Annotated in this window: 16 protein-coding genes; 7 read left to right on the top strand and 9 right to left on the bottom strand. The window is 42.5% G+C overall.

From position 1 onward, the window contains the following. Nucleotides 1–34 precede the first annotated feature (34 nt). On the top strand, nt 35–1,327 hold the full coding sequence (msrA, locus tag H5203_RS00410) for a peptide-methionine (S)-S-oxide reductase MsrA (protein ID WP_182819176.1): 1,293 nt from the start codon (nt 35–37) through the stop codon (nt 1,325–1,327). Between the two features lie 153 nt (nt 1,328–1,480). On the opposite strand, the gene H5203_RS00405 is transcribed toward msrA, so the two are convergent. Then, nucleotides 1,481–2,359 carry a LysR family transcriptional regulator gene (locus H5203_RS00405; protein WP_145233266.1) on the bottom strand — a complete coding sequence of 293 codons (879 nt, stop codon included), beginning with the start codon at nt 2,357–2,359 and terminating at the stop codon, nt 1,481–1,483. Between the two features lie 443 nt (nt 2,360–2,802). On the opposite strand from H5203_RS00405, the gene H5203_RS00400 reads away from it, so the two are divergent. Continuing rightward, nucleotides 2,803–3,390, top strand: coding sequence for a zinc-ribbon domain-containing protein (locus H5203_RS00400; RefSeq protein WP_145233268.1), 588 nt, complete (start codon nt 2,803–2,805; stop codon nt 3,388–3,390). Nucleotides 3,391–3,491: 101 nt separating this feature from the next. Here the strand turns inward: H5203_RS00400 and H5203_RS00395 are convergent, their stop codons facing one another. From H5203_RS00395 to H5203_RS00360, 8 genes are all read right to left on the bottom strand, one after another. Continuing rightward, on the bottom strand, nt 3,492–4,148 hold the full coding sequence (locus tag H5203_RS00395; RefSeq protein WP_145233269.1) for a 3-oxoacid CoA-transferase subunit B: 657 nt from the start codon (nt 4,146–4,148) through the stop codon (nt 3,492–3,494). Between the two features lie 12 nt (nt 4,149–4,160). Next, complete coding sequence (locus H5203_RS00390) at nt 4,161–4,859, bottom strand: CoA transferase subunit A (RefSeq protein ID WP_145233270.1); 699 nt, start codon at nt 4,857–4,859, stop codon at nt 4,161–4,163. A 54-nt stretch (nt 4,860–4,913) separates the two neighbouring features. Beyond that, nucleotides 4,914–5,825 carry a hydroxymethylglutaryl-CoA lyase gene (locus H5203_RS00385; RefSeq protein ID WP_145233271.1) on the bottom strand — a complete coding sequence of 304 codons (912 nt, stop codon included), beginning with the start codon at nt 5,823–5,825 and terminating at the stop codon, nt 4,914–4,916. Continuing rightward, nucleotides 5,818–7,794, bottom strand: coding sequence for an acetyl/propionyl/methylcrotonyl-CoA carboxylase subunit alpha (locus H5203_RS00380; RefSeq protein ID WP_182819175.1), 1,977 nt, complete (start codon nt 7,792–7,794; stop codon nt 5,818–5,820). Before H5203_RS00380 ends, H5203_RS00385 begins: the two co-directional genes overlap by 8 nt. An 8-nt stretch (nt 7,795–7,802) precedes the next feature. Next, nucleotides 7,803–8,573 carry an enoyl-CoA hydratase/isomerase family protein gene (locus tag H5203_RS00375; protein WP_182819174.1) on the bottom strand — a complete coding sequence of 257 codons (771 nt, stop codon included), beginning with the start codon at nt 8,571–8,573 and terminating at the stop codon, nt 7,803–7,805. A gap of 10 nt (nt 8,574–8,583) precedes the next feature. Then, the gene (locus H5203_RS00370; RefSeq protein WP_145233274.1) at nt 8,584–10,191 is read right to left on the bottom strand and encodes a carboxyl transferase domain-containing protein; all 1,608 of its coding nucleotides are present in this window, start codon (nt 10,189–10,191) and stop codon (nt 8,584–8,586) included. Between the two features lie 11 nt (nt 10,192–10,202). Further along, a complete protein-coding gene (locus H5203_RS00365) occupies nt 10,203–11,378 on the bottom strand; it encodes an isovaleryl-CoA dehydrogenase (protein WP_145233275.1) in 1,176 nt (391 codons plus the stop codon). 63 nt (nt 11,379–11,441) lie between these two features. Continuing rightward, on the bottom strand, nt 11,442–11,876 hold the full coding sequence (locus tag H5203_RS00360; protein ID WP_145233276.1) for a MerR family DNA-binding transcriptional regulator: 435 nt from the start codon (nt 11,874–11,876) through the stop codon (nt 11,442–11,444). Nucleotides 11,877–12,205: 329 nt separating this feature from the next. Between H5203_RS00360 and H5203_RS00355 the strand changes: the two genes are divergently transcribed. From H5203_RS00355 to H5203_RS00335, 5 genes are all read left to right on the top strand, one after another. Beyond that, complete coding sequence (locus H5203_RS00355) at nt 12,206–13,387, top strand: acetyl-CoA C-acyltransferase (RefSeq protein ID WP_145233277.1); 1,182 nt, start codon at nt 12,206–12,208, stop codon at nt 13,385–13,387. A gap of 89 nt (nt 13,388–13,476) precedes the next feature. Continuing rightward, a complete protein-coding gene (locus H5203_RS00350) occupies nt 13,477–14,967 on the top strand; it encodes a CoA-acylating methylmalonate-semialdehyde dehydrogenase (RefSeq protein WP_182819173.1) in 1,491 nt (496 codons plus the stop codon). A gap of 124 nt (nt 14,968–15,091) precedes the next feature. Next, on the top strand, nt 15,092–16,249 hold the full coding sequence (locus H5203_RS00345; RefSeq protein WP_145233281.1) for an acyl-CoA dehydrogenase family protein: 1,158 nt from the start codon (nt 15,092–15,094) through the stop codon (nt 16,247–16,249). A 10-nt stretch (nt 16,250–16,259) separates the two neighbouring features. Further along, complete coding sequence (locus H5203_RS00340) at nt 16,260–17,039, top strand: enoyl-CoA hydratase (RefSeq protein WP_145233284.1); 780 nt, start codon at nt 16,260–16,262, stop codon at nt 17,037–17,039. After that, nucleotides 17,039–18,184 (top strand): enoyl-CoA hydratase/isomerase family protein, encoded by a 1,146-nt coding sequence (locus H5203_RS00335; protein WP_145233286.1) that lies wholly within the window; start codon nt 17,039–17,041, stop codon nt 18,182–18,184. Before H5203_RS00340 ends, H5203_RS00335 begins: the two co-directional genes overlap by 1 nt. Nucleotides 18,185–18,186: the final 2 nt, after the last annotated feature.

The raw sequence follows: 18,186 nt of genomic DNA, 5'->3' as shown, positions 1-18,186 counted from the left end.
CTAAAATGAAGCAACAAATAGAAAGAGGTAGAGTATGTTGGCAGCAAAGAATTGGCTTAAATTAACCACTTTAACAATTTTGTTCAGTGCGGCAAGTTATGGTGTTTCCCTTAACAATGAAAAAGATAATGATATTCAAGCAACAATGCATTTAGAAACCATGGTACTTGGTTCTGGTTGCTTTTGGGGGCCAGAAAAACGTTATGAAGCGCTTCCTGGTGTAATTGATGCAAAGTCAGGCTATGCAGATGGTAAGGGTTTTAAAGCAACTTATCGTAATATTACCCAATCATCGCGCAAGTTCGATGAAAATAATTACGCTGAAGTTGTTCAGGTTACTTACAATAGCAATATAATCAGTGCTGCAACGTTATTAAAAAGTTACTTTGAAAGTCATGATCCAACGCAAAAAAATCGCCAAGGAAATGATATTGGCACGCAGTACCGTTCAATTATTTTAACTACTACTGAGCAACAAGCTGCACTGGCTGAAGAATTAAAACAGCAGTATCAAGATAAACTAACCCAAGCTGGTTATGGCTCTATAAAAACCATTATAAAACCATTAACGGAATTTTTTCCGGCTGAGGAATATCACCAAGACTACTTAGTTAAAAATCCTAATGGCTATTGCCCAGATCATTCAACAGGCGTTGTATTTGAAAAACGCAGTGATGATAAAGTTGATAATACGGCTTTACTCGCAGGAAAGCAGATAGTGATCATTGATTCACGAGATTACTGCCCTTATTGTGAAAAACTCAAAAAAGATGTGTTAAATGATTATCAAGGAACCATTGCCGTCACTTATCGTAAAGCCGATCAACTTGATGGTTTAACGATTAAATCAGCGACGTGGGCCACCCCAACAATCTTATTTTTAGAAGATGGTAAAGAGGTTTATGGTCGCCAAGGTTATGTGTCTAGCGAAGAGTTTTATAAAGCACTTGGCGCATTTAAATTAGGGGATAGTGAAGCATATACAGTGGCATTTAAGGCCCGTACAGATAGTCCGTTTTGTAAACAGTACGATATTTTTAAAAATACCCCGGACGGTATTTTTATAGACAAACTCAGTGGTGTACCACTGTTTGATACTCGGGATCGGTTCAAATCGGGCACCGGGTGGCTGTCATTTACTCACCCCATCAAAGACAGTGTGACCATGCATGAAGACAATAGTTACGGTATGCAACGTATTGAAATTAAATCTAAATCTACGGGTATTCATTTAGGGCATTTGTTCACAGGTGAAGGTCCAAAAGGTGAAGATCGTTATTGTATCAATGCAACTGTGTTAGATTTTGTTGCTCGCAAAGACACCTAACAGTTTAGAATAATGGCTGAGGAAATTGCAGAGTAAGGCTTCAAAATAAACTATTTTTACGATAAACCCATTGAGCTGGGTTTATCGTATTTAATGAGTTGTATATCAAATTATAAGAGTACAATTAATGTCGGATCATCACTGTTATAGGCTTTATTTTAAGTGTTTAAATGTGTCTAGCAGCCATTTTATAAATAGCTCAAGCTGTGCATTTGCCTCGCCAGGGTAGTGCTGTACTAAATAGTATTTATCCTTGGTTACTAATGGTTCATCAGTAAAGTTGCACAACCAGCCTTCGTCAAACCATGTTTGACTAATAGGCAAAGGAATTAGCGCTATACCCATACCTTGTTGCGCTGCACGGGCAACACCAAACATACTATCTACTTGTATAATTTGCTTGGGTGAAAAGTCATCAAGGCCTGCATGTTCAGCCCATTGATGCCAAGCCCAAGGACGCGCTTTGTGCAAAATTAACGGCACTTGTTGTAATGCTTCAAGTGGCTTTTTGTGCCACTGTTGCCAATTTTCTTTATTACAAGCCGGTGTGTATTGTAATGAAAACAGCTCGTGGACAACGCCTTCAATTGGCTTCGAAGACGACAGCACAATAGATAAATCACTTTGTTTAGTTAACTCTTTACGCGTTTTCATGGTGTTTAGTTGTAAATTGGTTTTAGGGTGCTCAACAGTCCACTCGCTCAGTTTCGGCATTAATAACTCACTGGCAAAAAACTCTGGCAAAGTAATGCTGATGGTTATATTTTCTTGCAGCTGACTAAATTCGTTAATGGTTTTTTCGAGTGCTTTTATAAGTGGTGATACCGAGTCATAAAAGTTTTTCCCCGCAGCTGTAAGTCTGATCGAGCGTGTTTGGCGCTCAAACAACTCAATCCCTAACTGTTCTTCTAGTTGCTTTATTTGATGACTAACAGCAGATGGAGTCAAATAAAGCTGATTGGCGGCTTCTTTAAAGCTTAGCGTTCTTGCCGCAAAACAAAATGAACGCAATCCTCTGATAGGTGTTTGCATAGTCGTTGCTAGTAATTCTCAATAACGTTAGTTAAGCAATTATTATCCCAATTTGCAAAAAACCTCTGCTTAAAGTATGGGAATAGGTAATATTTGCCAGAATGCCTAATAAATAGACTTTATTGGATTGTTTAATCTGCTATAAGTATTTAAATAGCTAATATATTAAGTTATTTCCGTTGCTTATTAAATTATATGTTTAAGCAATTTCAGTGATTTTCACAATCATGGGGCATTATACGCTATTTGTGTGACAAATTGGTGCAGCCAAAAAAAATCCCTCTTGCGAGGGATGCAACTCTTGTAATGAACTTTGAAGGGGCAATTTTAGTGTAATTGTGTGACGTAATAATACCTATTTGTGTACAAAATAAAGTGGAGATATGAAGCACAACCAATCTTGATTAGACATTAATGTAACAAAACACAATAATAGTAGAAAAATGAAAAAGGATTTACTGATAATGTTTTGTACAAATTGTGGAAAGGAAAACCAAGATTCTAATAAGTTTTGCTTTAATTGTGGCCTTAGCTTAAAGGAAGTAATTACATTTAAAGCCTCTTGTACTAGTGAGCCTAAGAGCACTCACAATAATTTTCCATTAGTAACTATTCCGCAAAATAAACACTTCAATAAAGCCGTTATAGTTTTTATATTCTTGTTAGTTATTGCTGTTTTAGCCCCAGATAAAGAAGAAAGTGAATTTTACTCAGCTGAAGATAAATCAAGACTCTGTAGAGCTTATATAGGAACAGTTTTTCATAAACCATTTACTCATGTTTCTGCATACAATCAGCATGGTAATCATACCTATGTTGAATATACTAGAAACTCTGATATGACTAATTGGCAATATGTTTGTAATGTTACTGATAAGGAAATTGTATGGGCAGGATGGCAAAGTGATTTAAATGATTGGGGGCGTTGGAGGTATGAAGAACTAGGTAAATTGTCATATCGAGAAGATGAGAATATTGTAATAATTTCAGGTAAGAAAATAGATGTTACGAGAGTCTATTTGATGGATTGATAAGCATGGATAAAAAAAATCCCTCTTGCGAGGGATTTTGGGTAACTCAGCGCCATTGGCACTGGGAATGAGGTCGGTACAGGGTGGACCTGAGCGTTAAATTAAAAAACCATCTCAGGGATTTCACCATCAACAAGTAATTTACCTGCTGTTTTACTAATAATTTCATCAACTGACACGCCCGGTGCGCGTTCTAAAAGATGAAATGCGCCGTCTTTGACTTCTAACACGGCTAAATCTGTTACTATTTTCTTCACACAGTTAACACCAGTTAAAGGTAAAGAGCAACTTTCTAGCAGTTTCGAGTCACCATGTTTACTCGCATGGGTCATAGTAACGATAATATTTTTTGCACCAGCGACAAGGTCCATCGCGCCGCCCATGCCTTTGATCAACTTTTTAGGGATCATCCACGATGCGATACTACCGTTTTGGTCAACTTCAAATGCACCTAGAACAGTTAAGTCTACATGACCTCCACGGATCATTGCAAAACTATCTGCACTATTAAATATGGCTGCGCCTTTAGCTGCTGTCACGGTTTCTTTACCCGCGTTGATCATATCTGCATCAAGCTCTGCTTTAGTAGGGTATTGCCCCATGCCTAGTAAGCCATTTTCAGACTGTAACATCACCTCAATGTTATCAGGTACGTAGTTTGCCACTAACGTAGGAATACCGATACCGAGGTTAACGTAATAACCGTCTTGTAGTTCTTGTGCAACGCGCATTGCGACTTGTTCACGTGATAATGCCATAATTATTGCTCCTTAATCGCGAGTGGTTACACGTTCAATGCGTTTTTCAAAGTTACCTTTGATCACGCGATTAACAAAAATACCAGGGGTGTGAATTTGGCTTGGTTCTAATTCACCCGGTTCAACAATTTCTTCTACTTCAGCAACGGTAATTTTACCTGCTGTTGCGGCCATTGGATTAAAGTTCATGGCAGTATGGCGAAACACTAAATTACCATAACGATCCGCTTTCCATGCTTTTACAATGGCAAACTCACCAGTGATTGATTCTTCTAAGATATAAGGGCGTCCGTTAAATTCTTTTACATCTTTACCTTCTGCCACAGGCGTACCGTAGCCTGTCGCTGTATAAAAAGCAGGAATGCCAGCACCACCGGCACGCATTTTTTCAGCCAGCGTACCTTGCGGAGTAAGCTCGACATCAATTTCGCCGCTCAACAATTGCTGTTCGAATAGGGCATTTTCACCCACGTAGGAGGCAATAATTTTTTTAATTTGCTTGTCATGCAATAAAATACCTAAACCAAAATCATCTACACCGCAGTTATTCGATACCACAGTAAGTTCTTTGGTTTGTTTACGTTTGATTTCGCTGATCAATCCCTCAGGGATACCGCATAAACCAAAACCACCAGCGATAATGGTATCGCCATCTTTTAAGCCTTCCATTGCAGCTTCATAACTTGAAACCACTTTATCGAAACCGGCCATGGGCCCACTCCTTATTTGTAATTATATGACTACTAATTTAAGGCTAAATATAGACTATTGATCAGTAGTTTGATTTTTAAGTGCCAAGGATACCTTGCTCACAGGTTGTTTATTTAATGCCGTGCAAATTGCCCAACCAGCTTTAGCCAGTCTTTCTAAATCAATTCCATGCTCTATGCCAAGTCCTTGTAGTAAGTAAACTACATCTTCAGTGGCAACATTTCCTGACGCACCCTTTGCATAAGGGCAGCCACCAAGGCCTGCAACCGCACTGTCAACCGTTGCTATACCTCGCTTTAAGGCAGTGTAAATATTTGTGAGCGCTTGACCATAAGTGTCGTGAAAATGAACAGCTAACAATGACTTATCAATTTCAGCTAGTAGCACGTCTAACAGCTCATCGACCTTTTTTGCGGTACCTACGCCAATAGTGTCACCTAGGCTTACTTCGTAACAACCAAGGTCTAATAACTTTTGACATACTTGTAGTACGCGCTGCGGATCGATATCGCCTTCGTATGGGCAGCCAAGCACACAACTAACATAACCACGAACACGAATATTATGTGATTTAGCAAAGGCCATTACATCAGTAAAGCGGGCTATGCTTTGGTCAATTGAGCAGTTAATATTCTTCTGACAAAAGGCTTCACTGGCAGCGGTAAAAATAGCAAATTCTTTAATACCTACAGCATGGGCTGCTTCTGCACCTTTTAAGTTAGGCGTAAGTGCCGTTAAATTAGTCGTAGGTAAATCAAGCGCACTGATCACATTGCTGGAATCGGCCATTTGTGGCACCCATTTCGGTGATACAAATGCGCCTGCTTCAATGTCTTTAACACCTGCATCAGCAAGAGCGTTAATTAAGGTTACCTTATCTTGGGTAGTTACTGCACGCTCGTTTTGTAAGCCATCACGGGCACCAACTTCAACAATGCGAACATGACTTGGTAGTGTACTATTCATCTGCTGCGCTCTCATCGCTGACAATTGCTAATAGGGCACCATGACTCACCAGAGCACCTTCTGCAAAACAATAGCTTTGCAATACACCATCATGGGGGGCGGTAAGCGTATATTCCATTTTCATTGCTTCTATGATCACCACAGCATCACCTTTTGTGATGGTGCTGCCAACGTCAATAAGGTGTTTTACAACGGTACCATTAAGTGGTGCTGCAAGCGGTAGGGCATCGCTTTCGTGATCACTGATATAGTGTTTATCAAAAATATCAAAGGTAGTTTGCAATGCCTTGTACATTACTGTGATGCTATTGTCTGCAGTAACCACATGGGCGATATGTTTATTGCCATTGATAAATACACTACACAGGTTATTGTCGATACTGCCAGAGGTTGTATAGTCAACCTCATCGATGCGGACTGTGTACCCCGCTTGATGAGCTGTTGCAGTGATCGCATTATCAACGAATGGCACCTTGATTGTTGCTTCTGCATTGAGTTTAAAACCAGCTAGACTGCCCCATGCGTTCTGAGTTCCTTGACGATTAAGCCCAGTTAAATAGCTAAATGCAGCTATAATGCGGCTGCTAACAGCGTGTTGTTGATTAACTTTAAGCAACGCATCGCCTTGCTCTTCAATAAAGTGAGTATCAGGAGCGCCTTGCTTAAAGGTTGCATGGTTAGCAAGGGTGTGTAAGAAGCTCACATTACAACTAAAGCCCGCTAAATGAAATTGTTCAAGGGCTGTGCTTAATCGTGCTAAAGCTTGCTCGCGCGAGTCATCATGAACGATCAATTTAGCGATCATAGGATCGTAAAATGGACTGATCTCATCCCCTTGCATGATCCCAGTATCAATGCGTACATACTCAGATTGAACTGGTATATACAAGCCATTGATGGTACCAGAGCAAGGAATAAAGTCATTGCTTGGATCTTCGGCGTAAATACGCGCTTCAAAGCTGTGGCCCTGTAATTGGATATCACTTTGTTGCATGGGTAATGGGTTACCTGCGGCGACGTTAATTTGCCAATTAACTAAATCGACACCAGTCACCATTTCAGTAACAGGGTGCTCAACTTGCAGCCGGGTGTTCATTTCCATAAAGAAGAATTCATCGCCACACAGTAAAAACTCAACCGTGCCTGCACCTCGGTAATTGATCGCAAGTGCACAGCGTACTGCGGCTTCGCCCATTTCTTTGCGTAGTTCGTCAGATAAACCAGGCGCGGGGGCTTCTTCAATCACCTTTTGATGGCGGCGTTGTAATGAACAATCACGATCACCTAAGTACACACAGTTACCGTGATTATCAGCAAACACTTGCACTTCAACATGGCGTGGTTTATTAACATAGCGCTCAAGTAGTACTAAGTCGTTACCAAAACCGGCGATTGCCTCACGCTGTGCACCTTGTAGAGCACTGATAAAGTCTTTTGCATGTTCAACCACGCGCATGCCTTTACCACCGCCACCAAAGGCTGCTTTGATAAGCACTGGGTAACCAATTTTTTCAGCTTCAGCTTGTAAAAACGCAGGATCTTGTTTGTCACCATAATAACCAGGTACTAATGGTACATTCGCGGCTGCCATTATTTCTTTGGCGCGGGTTTTTGAGCCCATTGCTTCGATACTGCTCGCTGGTGGGCCTATAAACGCAATATTATTGGCTTCACAGGCCTTTGCAAATTCACTGTTCTCAGATAAAAAGCCGTAACCAGGGTGAATGCAATCAGCACCTGCATCCAGTGCTACTTGGATAATTTTATCAGCTACCAAATAGGAGTCTTTACTCGGCGCTGCGCCAATATGGTAGGCTTCATCGGCGAGTTTTACATGTTGTGAATTTTTATCTGCATCAGAGTAAACCGCCACAGTGGTTAAGCCCATTTGCTTTGCGGTACGCATAACCCGACAGGCAATTTCGCCGCGATTAGCAATAAGAATTTTTTGTAATGATTGTGTGCTCATGGTGATCCCTATTTTTGCCAATTTGGTGGGCGTTTTTCAAAAAAGGCAGATAACCCTTCTTGACCTTCTTCAGATACGCGAATTTTGGCGATACGCTCTGCGGTTAAATTTATGATTTGTTCATTAATATCATGGCCAGCTACATCGTTGATCAATTGTTTTGCTGCGCGAACCGCGACAGGGCCGTTGTTGATCAGTGTTTCGAGTAGTTGATCAAGCGCGCATTCAAGTTTACCGGTTACTTGATGAATTAAGCCTAATTGCTTGGCTGTGTGGGCATCAAAAATCTCAGCGGTTAAAAAATAACGACGTGCAGCGCGCTCGCCAATGGCTCTGATCACATACGGGCTGATTACAGCTGGAATGAGGCCAAGTTTTACTTCGCTTAAACAAAACTGTGCATTGTCTTGGCATATGGCTATGTCACAACAGGCAATTAAGCCCAGTGCGCCGCCAAATGCCGCGCCTTGCACAGAACATACCGTTGGCAGTGGGCTGCTGGCTAATACATGCATTAATTTGGCAAGTTGTTTTGAATCCGCAAGATTCTCACTGAAGTCATTGTTTGCCATGGACTTCATCCAATTAAGATCAGCCCCTGCAGAGAAATGCTCTCCCTCAGTTTTTAAAACAAGGGCGCGTACATTTAAGCTATTAGCATGCTCTATACATTGAATAAGTTCTTGGATCACTTGCTCGTTAAAGGCATTGCGCTTTTCAGGGCGACTTAAAACGAGTACAGCCACATTTGATTTAGTTATTTGTAGTGTTACTGACATACTCACGTCCTTACATTCTAAATACGCCGAATTGCGAATCACGTTTTGGTGCATTGGCTGCAGCACTGAGAGCTAAACCTAGCACACTTCGGGTATCTGCTGGATCGATGATACCGTCATCCCACAAACGGGCGCTGGCATAGTATGGATGACCTTGTTGCTCGTATTGCTCGATAATCGGCTGTTTAAACTCGCTGATTTGCTGATCAGTCATGCTTTGGCCTTTACGGGCTAAACCATCTTGTTTAACTTGCGCCATAACGCCTGCTGCTTGTTCGCCGCCCATCACAGAAATACGCGCATTAGGCCACATCCACATCATAGTCGGTTCAAACGCACGACCACACATGCCATAGTTACCTGCGCCATAAGAGCCGCCAATTAATACGGTAAATTTTGGAACATCAGCACACGAAACAGCCATCACCATTTTAGCGCCGTGTTTAGCAATGCCTTCGGCTTCGTATTTTTTACCTACCATAAAGCCGGTAATATTTTGTAAAAACACCAGTGGAATATTTCGTTGTGCGCACAGCTGTATAAAGTGCGCGCCTTTTTGAGCTGACTCACTAAACAAAATGCCATTGTTAGCAACAATCCCAACCGGATGACCATAGATTTTCGCAAACCCAGTCACTAAGGTATCGCCAAAGTAACGTTTAAACTCATCAAACGAAGAGTCATCCACGGTACGTGCAATCACTTCGCGAACATCAAATGGCTTTTTAAGATCGGTGCCAACAATGCCGTATAATTCGTTAATATCATAACGCGGTGCTTTTACTTGCTCTAATATTGGCGAAGTAGGGCGTTGATAATTAATTCGTTCAATACATTGGCGAGCAATTGATAACGCATGAGCGTCATTTTCAGCGTAATGATCGGCAACCCCTGATGTTTTACAGTGGACATCAGCGCCGCCAAGTTCTTCTGCGGTTACCTCTTCACCTGTAGCCGCTTTTACCAGCGGTGGGCCGGCTAAAAATATTGTGCCTTGCTCTTTTACAATGATGCTTTCGTCGGCCATTGCAGGCACGTACGCGCCACCTGCGGTACATAAACCCATAACGACTGCAATTTGTGGAATGCCTTTGCCCGACATACGCGCTTGATTATAAAAAATACGACCAAAGTGCAGTTTGTCAGGAAATACATCATCTTGCTCAGGTAGGTTGGCACCACCTGAATCAACCAAATATATACACGGTAGGTGACACCGCTCGGCAATATCTTGTGCGCGTAAATGTTTTTTAACGGTTAGTGGAAAATAGGTGCCGCCCTTAACTGTCGCATCATTGGCGATGATCATACATTCAACGCCTTTAACACGGCCAATACCAGCAACTACACCGGCACAAGGAATCGCTTGCTCATAAACACCAAAGGCTGCAAATTGTGAAATCTCTAAAAATGGTGAACCTTCGTCAAGTAAGGTACTAATGCGTTCACGCACGAACATTTTACCACGGCTTTCATGGCGTTCTATTAACGCTACGCCACCACCTTGGCTGATCTCGCTTACTTTATCGCGTAAATCATCAACCAGTGCCGCCATATTTTTATGATTTTGCAAAAACTGCGGGTCGTGAGGGTTGACGCTTGATTTTAAAATAGTCATAGCGCTTATCCTTAACGGCTTTCAGTGAATAATTCGCGACCAATTAGCATGCGACGAATTTCTGAGGTGCCGGCACCAATTTCATAAAGCTTAGCGTCACGCAATAGGCGGCCAGTGGCGTATTCGTTGATATAACCGTTACCACCAAGAATTTGAATAGCATCAAGTGCCATTTTAGTTGCCAGCTCTGCCGCATATAAAATTGCGCCTGCGGCATCTTTACGGGTCGTTTCACCGCGATCACATGAACGCGCAACAGTGTATACATAAGAGCGGGCTGCATTCATTTGTGTATACATGTCGGCTACTTTGCCTTGTATCAGCTGAAATTGACCAATCGGTGTATCAAACTGCTTACGTTCATGAATATACGGTACTACAATATCCATACAGGCTTGCATGATCCCCAGCGGGCCTGCCGCTAGCACAACACGTTCATAATCAAGGCCACTCATTAGTACCTTAACGCCTTCGTTTAAATTGCCAAGAATATTCTCTTCTGGTACTTCACAGTTTTCGAACACTAATTCACAGGTATTTGAGCCGCGCATCCCGAGTTTGTCGAGTTTTTGGGCGGTAGAAAAACCAGGGAAATTACTCTCAACAATAAATGCGGTGATGCCTTTAGCGCCAGCGGTTAAATCAGTTTTAGCATAGATCACTAAAGTATGCGCATCTGGACCATTGGTGATCCACATTTTATTACCGTTTAAAATGTACTTATCGCCTTTTTTCTCGGCTTTAAGTTTCATTGATACTACGTCAGAGCCTGCGTTTGGCTCACTCATGGCAAGGGCACCAATGTGCTCACCACTAATTAATTTAGGTAAGTATTTTTCTTTTTGTGCTTGCGTGCCATTGCGATTAATTTGATTAACACACAGGTTAGAATGAGCACCGTAACTTAGGCCGATAGAGGCACTCGCTCGGCTAATTTCTTCCATTGCGATTACGTGTTCAAGGTAACCAAGACCGGCACCACCGAGCTCTTCGGGTACGGTCATACCTAGTAAGCCCATTTCGCCAAGTTGTGGCCAAAGCTGATTAGGAAACGCATTATCAAGATCGGTTTTTTCAGCTAAAGGGGCAATTTCTTGGCTAGCAAAACTGTTTACATGATCGCGGATCATATCTGCGGTTTCGCCAAGGCCAAAGTTCATTTCTTTATATAGTGAAATAGTGCTCATGATTCATTCCTGTGTGAGAGACTGTTAATGAATAGTCATTTAATCGTTATTGTTTAAAACTAGTTATTCATCTAATTGATTTAAGGTGTCGCGACAACGACGCTCTGCGGTTACTAATTCCATCAAGACAACTTTAATGTCATCCATTTGTTGGCTTAGATCAGCTTTTTTATCTGAAATTAAGTCAAGCATAGTCACTAACTGTTTAGCGCTGGATTTATCGGCATCATAAAGTTCAAACAAACGGCCTGTTTCAGCTAAGGTAAAACCTAACCGCTTGCCACGTAAAATAAGTTTTAAACGCACTTTATCGCGTTTTGAATAAATACGGGTTTGGCCATTACGCTCAGGTGAAATTAAGCCCTGATCTTCGTAAAAGCGAATTGAGCGGGTGGTTATATCAAACTCTTTAGCCAGTTCACTGATACTAAAGGTTTGTTCATTGCTTGCCGGTTCGGCGGCTGAACTTGCAAAGTTTGTTTGATTATCTTGATTCATAGTGTTTTTACCTCATTCGAATAACTCCAATATAAGTGAAGTTTACGTAAAGGTAAAGTGGATTGTAGAACTTATACTTTAGACTAATAACCTAAAGCCATAAATAGCAGGTGTAACCTGTATTAATGCAGCTTGCAGGGGCGCTGTTTGTATTAGGCTACAGCAAAATAAAGATATGTTTACACTTTCGTTGGGCGCAAAAATCTTGATTTTAGATTTACGTTGGCGTAAACGTAAATATTATGTATGCTCATAAGCAGATTATAAATTACAGTGTTTGGCTAATCTCTGCATATGAATATAGCCAATTATAAAATGGAGCCTTTTTTATGACTACCGAAGCCGTTGTTATTGTAGCAGCAAAACGCACCCCAATGGGTGGTTTTATGGGAGCCCTTAGTGATGCAGCCGCCACTGAGTTAGGTGCAACAGCCATTGCCAGTGCGCTTGCTGACACCGGATTAAGCGATACAGCTATTGATGAAGTGATCATGGGCTGTGTATTACCGGCAGGTTTAGGTCAAGCGCCAGCACGTCAAGCAATGTTAAAAGCAGGTCTTGCGCGCAGTACTGGCGCTACGACCATCAACAAAGTATGTGGTTCAGGTTTAAAGGCCGCCATGCTTGCACATGATTTAATTAAAGCCGGTTCAATTAACAGCGCGGTTGCAGGTGGCATGGAAAGCATGACCAACTCGCCATATTTTATTCCTAAAGCGCGTGGCGGTATGCGTATGGGCCATGGCGAAATTAAAGATCACATGATGAGTGATGGCCTAGAAGACGCATACGATAATAAAGCGATGGGCTGTTTTGCTCAAGATACGGCTGATGAATACGGTATTGGCCGCGAGCAAATGGATGAATTTGCACTTAATTCACTGACCAAAGCCAATGCAGCGATTGCAAATGGCGATTTTGTAAATGAAATTGCGCCGCACACTATTAGCTCTCGCAAGGGCGATGTAACCATCAGCATTGACGAGCAACCAGGTAATGCACGCCCAGAAAAAATTCCCGGTTTGCGTGCTGCGTTTAAAAAAGACGGCACCATCACTGCGGCTAATTCATCGTCAATTTCAGACGGTGGCGCAGCCCTTATTTTAATGAGTGAATCGCACGCCAAAGCACAAGGGCTTACGCCACTGTGTCGTATTGTTGCGCACAGTACCCATTCTCAAAAACCAAGTGAGTTTACTCTTGCTCCTGTTGGCGCAATGAATAGTTTGCTTGCAAAAGCAGGCTGGACAACTGACGACGTTGACTTATGGGAAATTAACGAAGCATTCGCCATGGTAACAATGTTGGCGATTAATGAATTAAAACTTGATGCCAGCAAAGTGAATGTTAATGGTGGTGCTTGTGCACTTGGCCACCCAATTGGTGCTAGCGGCGCACGTATTTTAGTGACACTTATCCATGCTCTTAAAAATCGTGGCCTGAAAAAAGGCGTAGCATCTTTATGTATTGGCGGTGGCGAGGCGGTCGCACTGGCGGTTGAAGCACTATAAATTAGTTAAATTTAAATTCTTACAGCCGTAGGCTCTTTTAACAATAACTACTGCGGCTTAATTTATTACCCTCTGGGGAGGAGTGCGTTATGCACCAAGTACCATTACTGATCAACGGCGAATTTGTTCAATCAACATCAGATCAACTGATTGACGTTATTAATCCAGCAAACCAAGAAGTGTTAGCACAAGTTCCGTGTGCTACCGACGCTGAAATGGATGCGGCTATCGCATTTGCCAAAGACACCTTTAAAAGCTGGAAAGACGTGCCAATTACTGAACGTGCGCGCATTATGATGAAGTATGCAGCACTTTTAAAAGAGCACCACGATGAACTAGCCACCATTATTTGCCATGAATTAGGCAAAACCTTTGAAGATGCCAAAGGCGATGTTTGGCGTGGTATTGAAGTGGTTGAGCAAGCAGCTAATGCGCCATCTTTAATGATGGGCGAAACCATGGAAAACGTGGCCCGTAAAATCGATACTTACTCATACATGCAACCACTGGGTGTGTGCGCGGGTATTACGCCGTTTAACTTTCCAGCGATGATCCCACTATGGATGTTCCCACTGGCGATTGTCTGTGGTAACACCTTTATTTTAAAACCCTCTGAGCAAGATCCGCTGACGCCAATGCGACTCGCTGAACTGTTCATTGAAGCCGGCGCACCTGCAGGTGTACTACAAGTTGTTCATGGCACTAAAGTACAAGTTGACCGCTTATTAGAAGATCCCGCAGTACGCGCAATTTCGTTTGTTGGCTCGTGTGGCGTAGGTGAATACATTTACTCTAAAGGCACTGCTAATTTAAAACGTGTACAAGCCTGTGTCGGTGCTAAAAACCACATGGTGATCATGCCTGATGCAAGTCGCTCACATGTAGTTAATAACCTTGTTGGTGCCTCTGTTGGTGCTGCGGGTCAGCGTTGTATGGGTATTTCAGTGGCGGTGTTTGTTGGTCAAGCGAAAGACTGGGTTGAAGACATCAAAGCCGGTTTTGCCAATGTGCGCCCGGGTGTGTGGGATGACAAAGATGCAGCCTATGGTCCGCAAACATCGACCGCAGCCAAAGCGCGTATTTTGTCACTGATTGCACAAGGTAAAGAGCAAGGTGCAACGTGTTTAATTGATGGCTCTGATTTTACTGTTGCAGGCTATGAAAAAGGTAACTGGGTAGGACCTACCTTATTTACTGACGTCACCACTGAGATGGATTTATACAAAGAAGAAATTTTTGGCCCAGTACTGGCGTGTATGTTTGTTGATTCGCTTGATGAAGCAATCGCGCTTATAAATGATTCTCCATTTGGTAATGGCACGTCGTTATTCACCTCAAGTGGTGCGGTTGCGCGTAAGTTCCAACATGAGATTGAAGTTGGTCAAGTGGGTATTAACGTACCAATTCCTGTGCCACTGCCATTCTTTTCGTTCACCGGTTGGAAAGGTTCATTCTATGGCGATACGCATACGTACGGTAAGCAAGGTATTCGTTTTTATACTGAGACCAAAACAATTACTTCACGTTGGTTTGAAGACGAGATTGCCTCTGGTCCAAACATGAGCATTAATCTTAAATAACTAATTTAACTTACTCCACATAATAAAAAAGAGGGGCACGAAGGCTATTTCACACACAATATTGCCTTCGTTGCTCTTCACGAATATCTAATTTGACAACGCAATTATAAACAAGAGGTCTCCAATGGACTTTAATTTAACTGAAGATCAGCAAGCATTTGCTCAAACAGCTCGTCAATTCGCAGAATCAGCACTGGCTCCTTATGCAGCAAAATGGGACCGCGAACATATTTTTCCAAAAGATACCATTAAAGCTGCAGGTGAACTGGGTTTCTGTGGTTTGTATACGCCAGAGGAAGCAGGCGGTTTAGGCCTGTCGCGCTTAGATTCAAGTATTATTTTTGAACAGTTGGCGATGGGTTGTACAGCTACAACCGCAATGTTGACCATTCACAATATGGCGACCTGGATGATTGCAAGTTTTGGTACTGAGCAAACAAAAGCTCAATATTGTGACCAACTTGTTATGGGTGAACTACTAGCTTCTTATTGTTTAACAGAGCCTGGTTCAGGCTCCGATGCAGCCTCATTGAAAACAAAAGCGGTTCGTGATGGCGATGATTACGTGATCAATGGCTCAAAAATGTTTATCTCAGGCGCAGGCGAGACCGAAGTGTTAGTAGTTATGGCGCGTACTGGCGGTGAAGGTGCGGCGGGTATTTCTGCGTTTGTAGTACCGGCTGATGCCAAAGGCGTTGAATACGGTAAAGCAGAAGAAAAAATGGGCTGGAATGCGCAGCCAACACGACTAATTAGTTTTGAAGATGTACGCATACCTGCTCATAATTTATTAGGTCAAGAAGGTGAAGGCTTTAAGTTTGCAATGCAAGGCCTTGATGGCGGGCGTATTAATATTGCAACTTGTTCAATTGGCACTGCCCAAGCGGCACTTGAAACAGCCCGTGAATACTTAAAAGAACGCACACAATTTGGTAAACCGTTGGCTGCTTTTCAAGCGCTGCAATTTAAAATTGCCGATATGAATACCGAGCTTGTTGCGGCGCGTCAAATGGTGCGTTTAGCGGCTTTTAAACTTGATAATAATGACAGCGAAAAAACCACTTATTGCGCCATGGCAAAGCGTTTTGCCACTGATGTAGGTTTTACTGTGTGTAATGACGCACTACAAATTCATGGTGGTTATGGTTATATCAAAGAATACCCACTGGAGCGCCACGTTCGTGATGTGCGCGTTCATCAAATTCTTGAAGGTACTAACGAGATCATGCGGGTGATTATTGCACGCCGTATTTTAGCTGAATCAGCAGCCGATATTTTATAAGGAGCGCGAAATGTCAAACCCAAGTATTGAATTAACCATTGAAGGTCACGTAGCGATTTTAACCATGTCTAATCCGCCAGCGAATACCTGGACTAAAGACACGTTAATTGCCTTAAAAAATATGGTAAATGAGCTCAATGACAATAAAAATGTTTACTCCTTAGTGATCACCGGTGAAGGTGAAAAATTCTTCAGTGCTGGTGCTGATTTAAATGTATTTGCTGGTGGCGATAAAGGCGTAGCAGCGACTATGTCGCAAGTATTTGGTGACGCATTTGAAGCATTAACTGCATTTAGAGGTGTATCCATTGCCGCGATCAATGGCTATGCCATGGGTGGTGGTCTAGAAGTGGCGTTAGCATGTGATATTCGCATTGCAGAAGAGCAAGCACAAATGGCACTACCAGAAGCCAAAGTAGGTTTACTACCGTGTGCGGGTGGCACGCAAAACCTAGCATGGTTAGTTGGTGAAGGCTGGGCTAAACGTATGATCTTATGTGGTGAGCGTCTAAAAGCAGATAAAGCCCTACAAATCGGCTTAGTTGAAGAAGTGGTACCACAAGGCGAAAGTCTTGCTGTGGCACTTAAATTAGCTACTCAAGTGGCAGATCAAAGTCCTGTTGCTGTTAGTGCCTGTAAAACCCTGATCCAAAAGGGCCGCACTCAGCCAATGGCGCATGTATTACCGCTTGAACGTGAATTATTTGTTGGTTTGTTTGATACACAAGATCAACAAGAAGGGGTGAATGCCTTCCTAGAAAAACGCAAAGCAAATTGGGTGAATGGCTAATGATTGAGTTAACGCAATTAAATTCACCAGATGCGCCCGTGGTGTTTGAAACTGCGAGCGCTGCAAACGGTTCACTCATTGGTTTTGCCACGCTCAACTCTCCTAAATCGTTAAATGCACTTAATTTTGAGATGATCAAATTATTAGCGCCGCAACTTAACGCATGGGCGGCTGACAGTAATGTTGCGATGGTGATACTTAAAGGGGCAGGGGATAAAGCATTTTGTGCCGGTGGTGATGTAGTCAGCCTGCATAATGCTATGAACAGTGGTGAACCGGCAAATCTAATAGAAGATTACTTTGCTCACGAATATCGCCTTGACCACCTCATTCATTGTTATGATAAACCGATCCTTGTTTGGGGTAATGGTATTGTGATGGGCGGCGGTTTAGGCTTAATGGCCGGAGCAAGTCATCGTGTGGTAACTGAGAACTCACGTATAGCTATGCCTGAGCTAACAATTGGTTTATACCCAGATGTAGGCGGTAGTTATTTTCTGCATAAAATGCCTGAACATGTCGGCTTATTTTTGGGGTTAACTGCAGCGTCTATTAATTGTGACGATACAATGTATGTGGCATTGGCAGATCACTACCTCAAGGCGGATAAATACGACACTCTGATTGAGCAATTGTGCAGCATTAAGTGGGGTAAAACGGCTTCATTGAATCACGAGAAGCTGACCAGTTTACTTACCGAACTTGATAATGTTTCTGGGCGAATGCCAAAAGGCAATGTAAAGGCGCATTTAGCCACCATTCAACAATTGGGTGAATTTACTGATCTACGCGATAAAGTAAATTATATCTTAAATCTAGAAACTGACGATACGTGGCTTATCCGAGCACAAAAAGCATTAAAGCATGGTTGCCCGCTCAGTTGCGCCTTAGTTGAGCGTCAACTTGCCAGTTCAAAAGGAAAAAGTTTAGGCGAATGCTTTCAAATGGAACTGGGTATGTCGGTTCGCTGTGGTGAAGTCGGCGAGTTTCAAGAAGGTATTCGTGCGTTACTGATTGATAAAGACGGTGCGCCTAATTGGCAGTTTAAAACGATTGAACAGATCCCTGATGAATTAGTCGAGAGTTTTTTTGTTCAACGTTGGGATCACGACTCACATCCACTAAAACAACTTACACAAGGATAATG

The sequence above is a fragment of the Pseudoalteromonas sp. SG41-1 genome, assembly GCF_014164575.1.
GTDB classification, from domain to species: domain Bacteria; phylum Pseudomonadota; class Gammaproteobacteria; order Enterobacterales; family Alteromonadaceae; genus Pseudoalteromonas; species Pseudoalteromonas rhizosphaerae.
This window is presented reverse-complemented; position numbering and strand designations above follow the sequence as displayed.

Coding starts and splice junctions, on each gene's coding strand:
- msrA (WP_182819176.1), top strand. CDS start 35: ATGTTGGCAGCAAAGAATTGGCTTAAATTAACCACTTTAACAATTTTG.
- H5203_RS00405 (WP_145233266.1), bottom strand. CDS start 2,359: ATGCAAACACCTATCAGAGGATTGCGTTCATTTTGTTTTGCGGCAAGA.
- H5203_RS00400 (WP_145233268.1), top strand. CDS start 2,803: ATGAAAAAGGATTTACTGATAATGTTTTGTACAAATTGTGGAAAGGAA.
- H5203_RS00395 (WP_145233269.1), bottom strand. CDS start 4,148: ATGGCATTATCACGTGAACAAGTCGCAATGCGCGTTGCACAAGAACTA.
- H5203_RS00390 (WP_145233270.1), bottom strand. CDS start 4,859: ATGGCCGGTTTCGATAAAGTGGTTTCAAGTTATGAAGCTGCAATGGAA.
- H5203_RS00385 (WP_145233271.1), bottom strand. CDS start 5,825: ATGAATAGTACACTACCAAGTCATGTTCGCATTGTTGAAGTTGGTGCC.
- H5203_RS00380 (WP_182819175.1), bottom strand. CDS start 7,794: ATGAGCACACAATCATTACAAAAAATTCTTATTGCTAATCGCGGCGAA.
- H5203_RS00375 (WP_182819174.1), bottom strand. CDS start 8,573: ATGTCAGTAACACTACAAATAACTAAATCAAATGTGGCTGTACTCGTT.
- H5203_RS00370 (WP_145233274.1), bottom strand. CDS start 10,191: ATGACTATTTTAAAATCAAGCGTCAACCCTCACGACCCGCAGTTTTTG.
- H5203_RS00365 (WP_145233275.1), bottom strand. CDS start 11,378: ATGAGCACTATTTCACTATATAAAGAAATGAACTTTGGCCTTGGCGAA.
- H5203_RS00360 (WP_145233276.1), bottom strand. CDS start 11,876: ATGAATCAAGATAATCAAACAAACTTTGCAAGTTCAGCCGCCGAACCG.
- H5203_RS00355 (WP_145233277.1), top strand. CDS start 12,206: ATGACTACCGAAGCCGTTGTTATTGTAGCAGCAAAACGCACCCCAATG.
- H5203_RS00350 (WP_182819173.1), top strand. CDS start 13,477: ATGCACCAAGTACCATTACTGATCAACGGCGAATTTGTTCAATCAACA.
- H5203_RS00345 (WP_145233281.1), top strand. CDS start 15,092: ATGGACTTTAATTTAACTGAAGATCAGCAAGCATTTGCTCAAACAGCT.
- H5203_RS00340 (WP_145233284.1), top strand. CDS start 16,260: ATGTCAAACCCAAGTATTGAATTAACCATTGAAGGTCACGTAGCGATT.
- H5203_RS00335 (WP_145233286.1), top strand. CDS start 17,039: ATGATTGAGTTAACGCAATTAAATTCACCAGATGCGCCCGTGGTGTTT.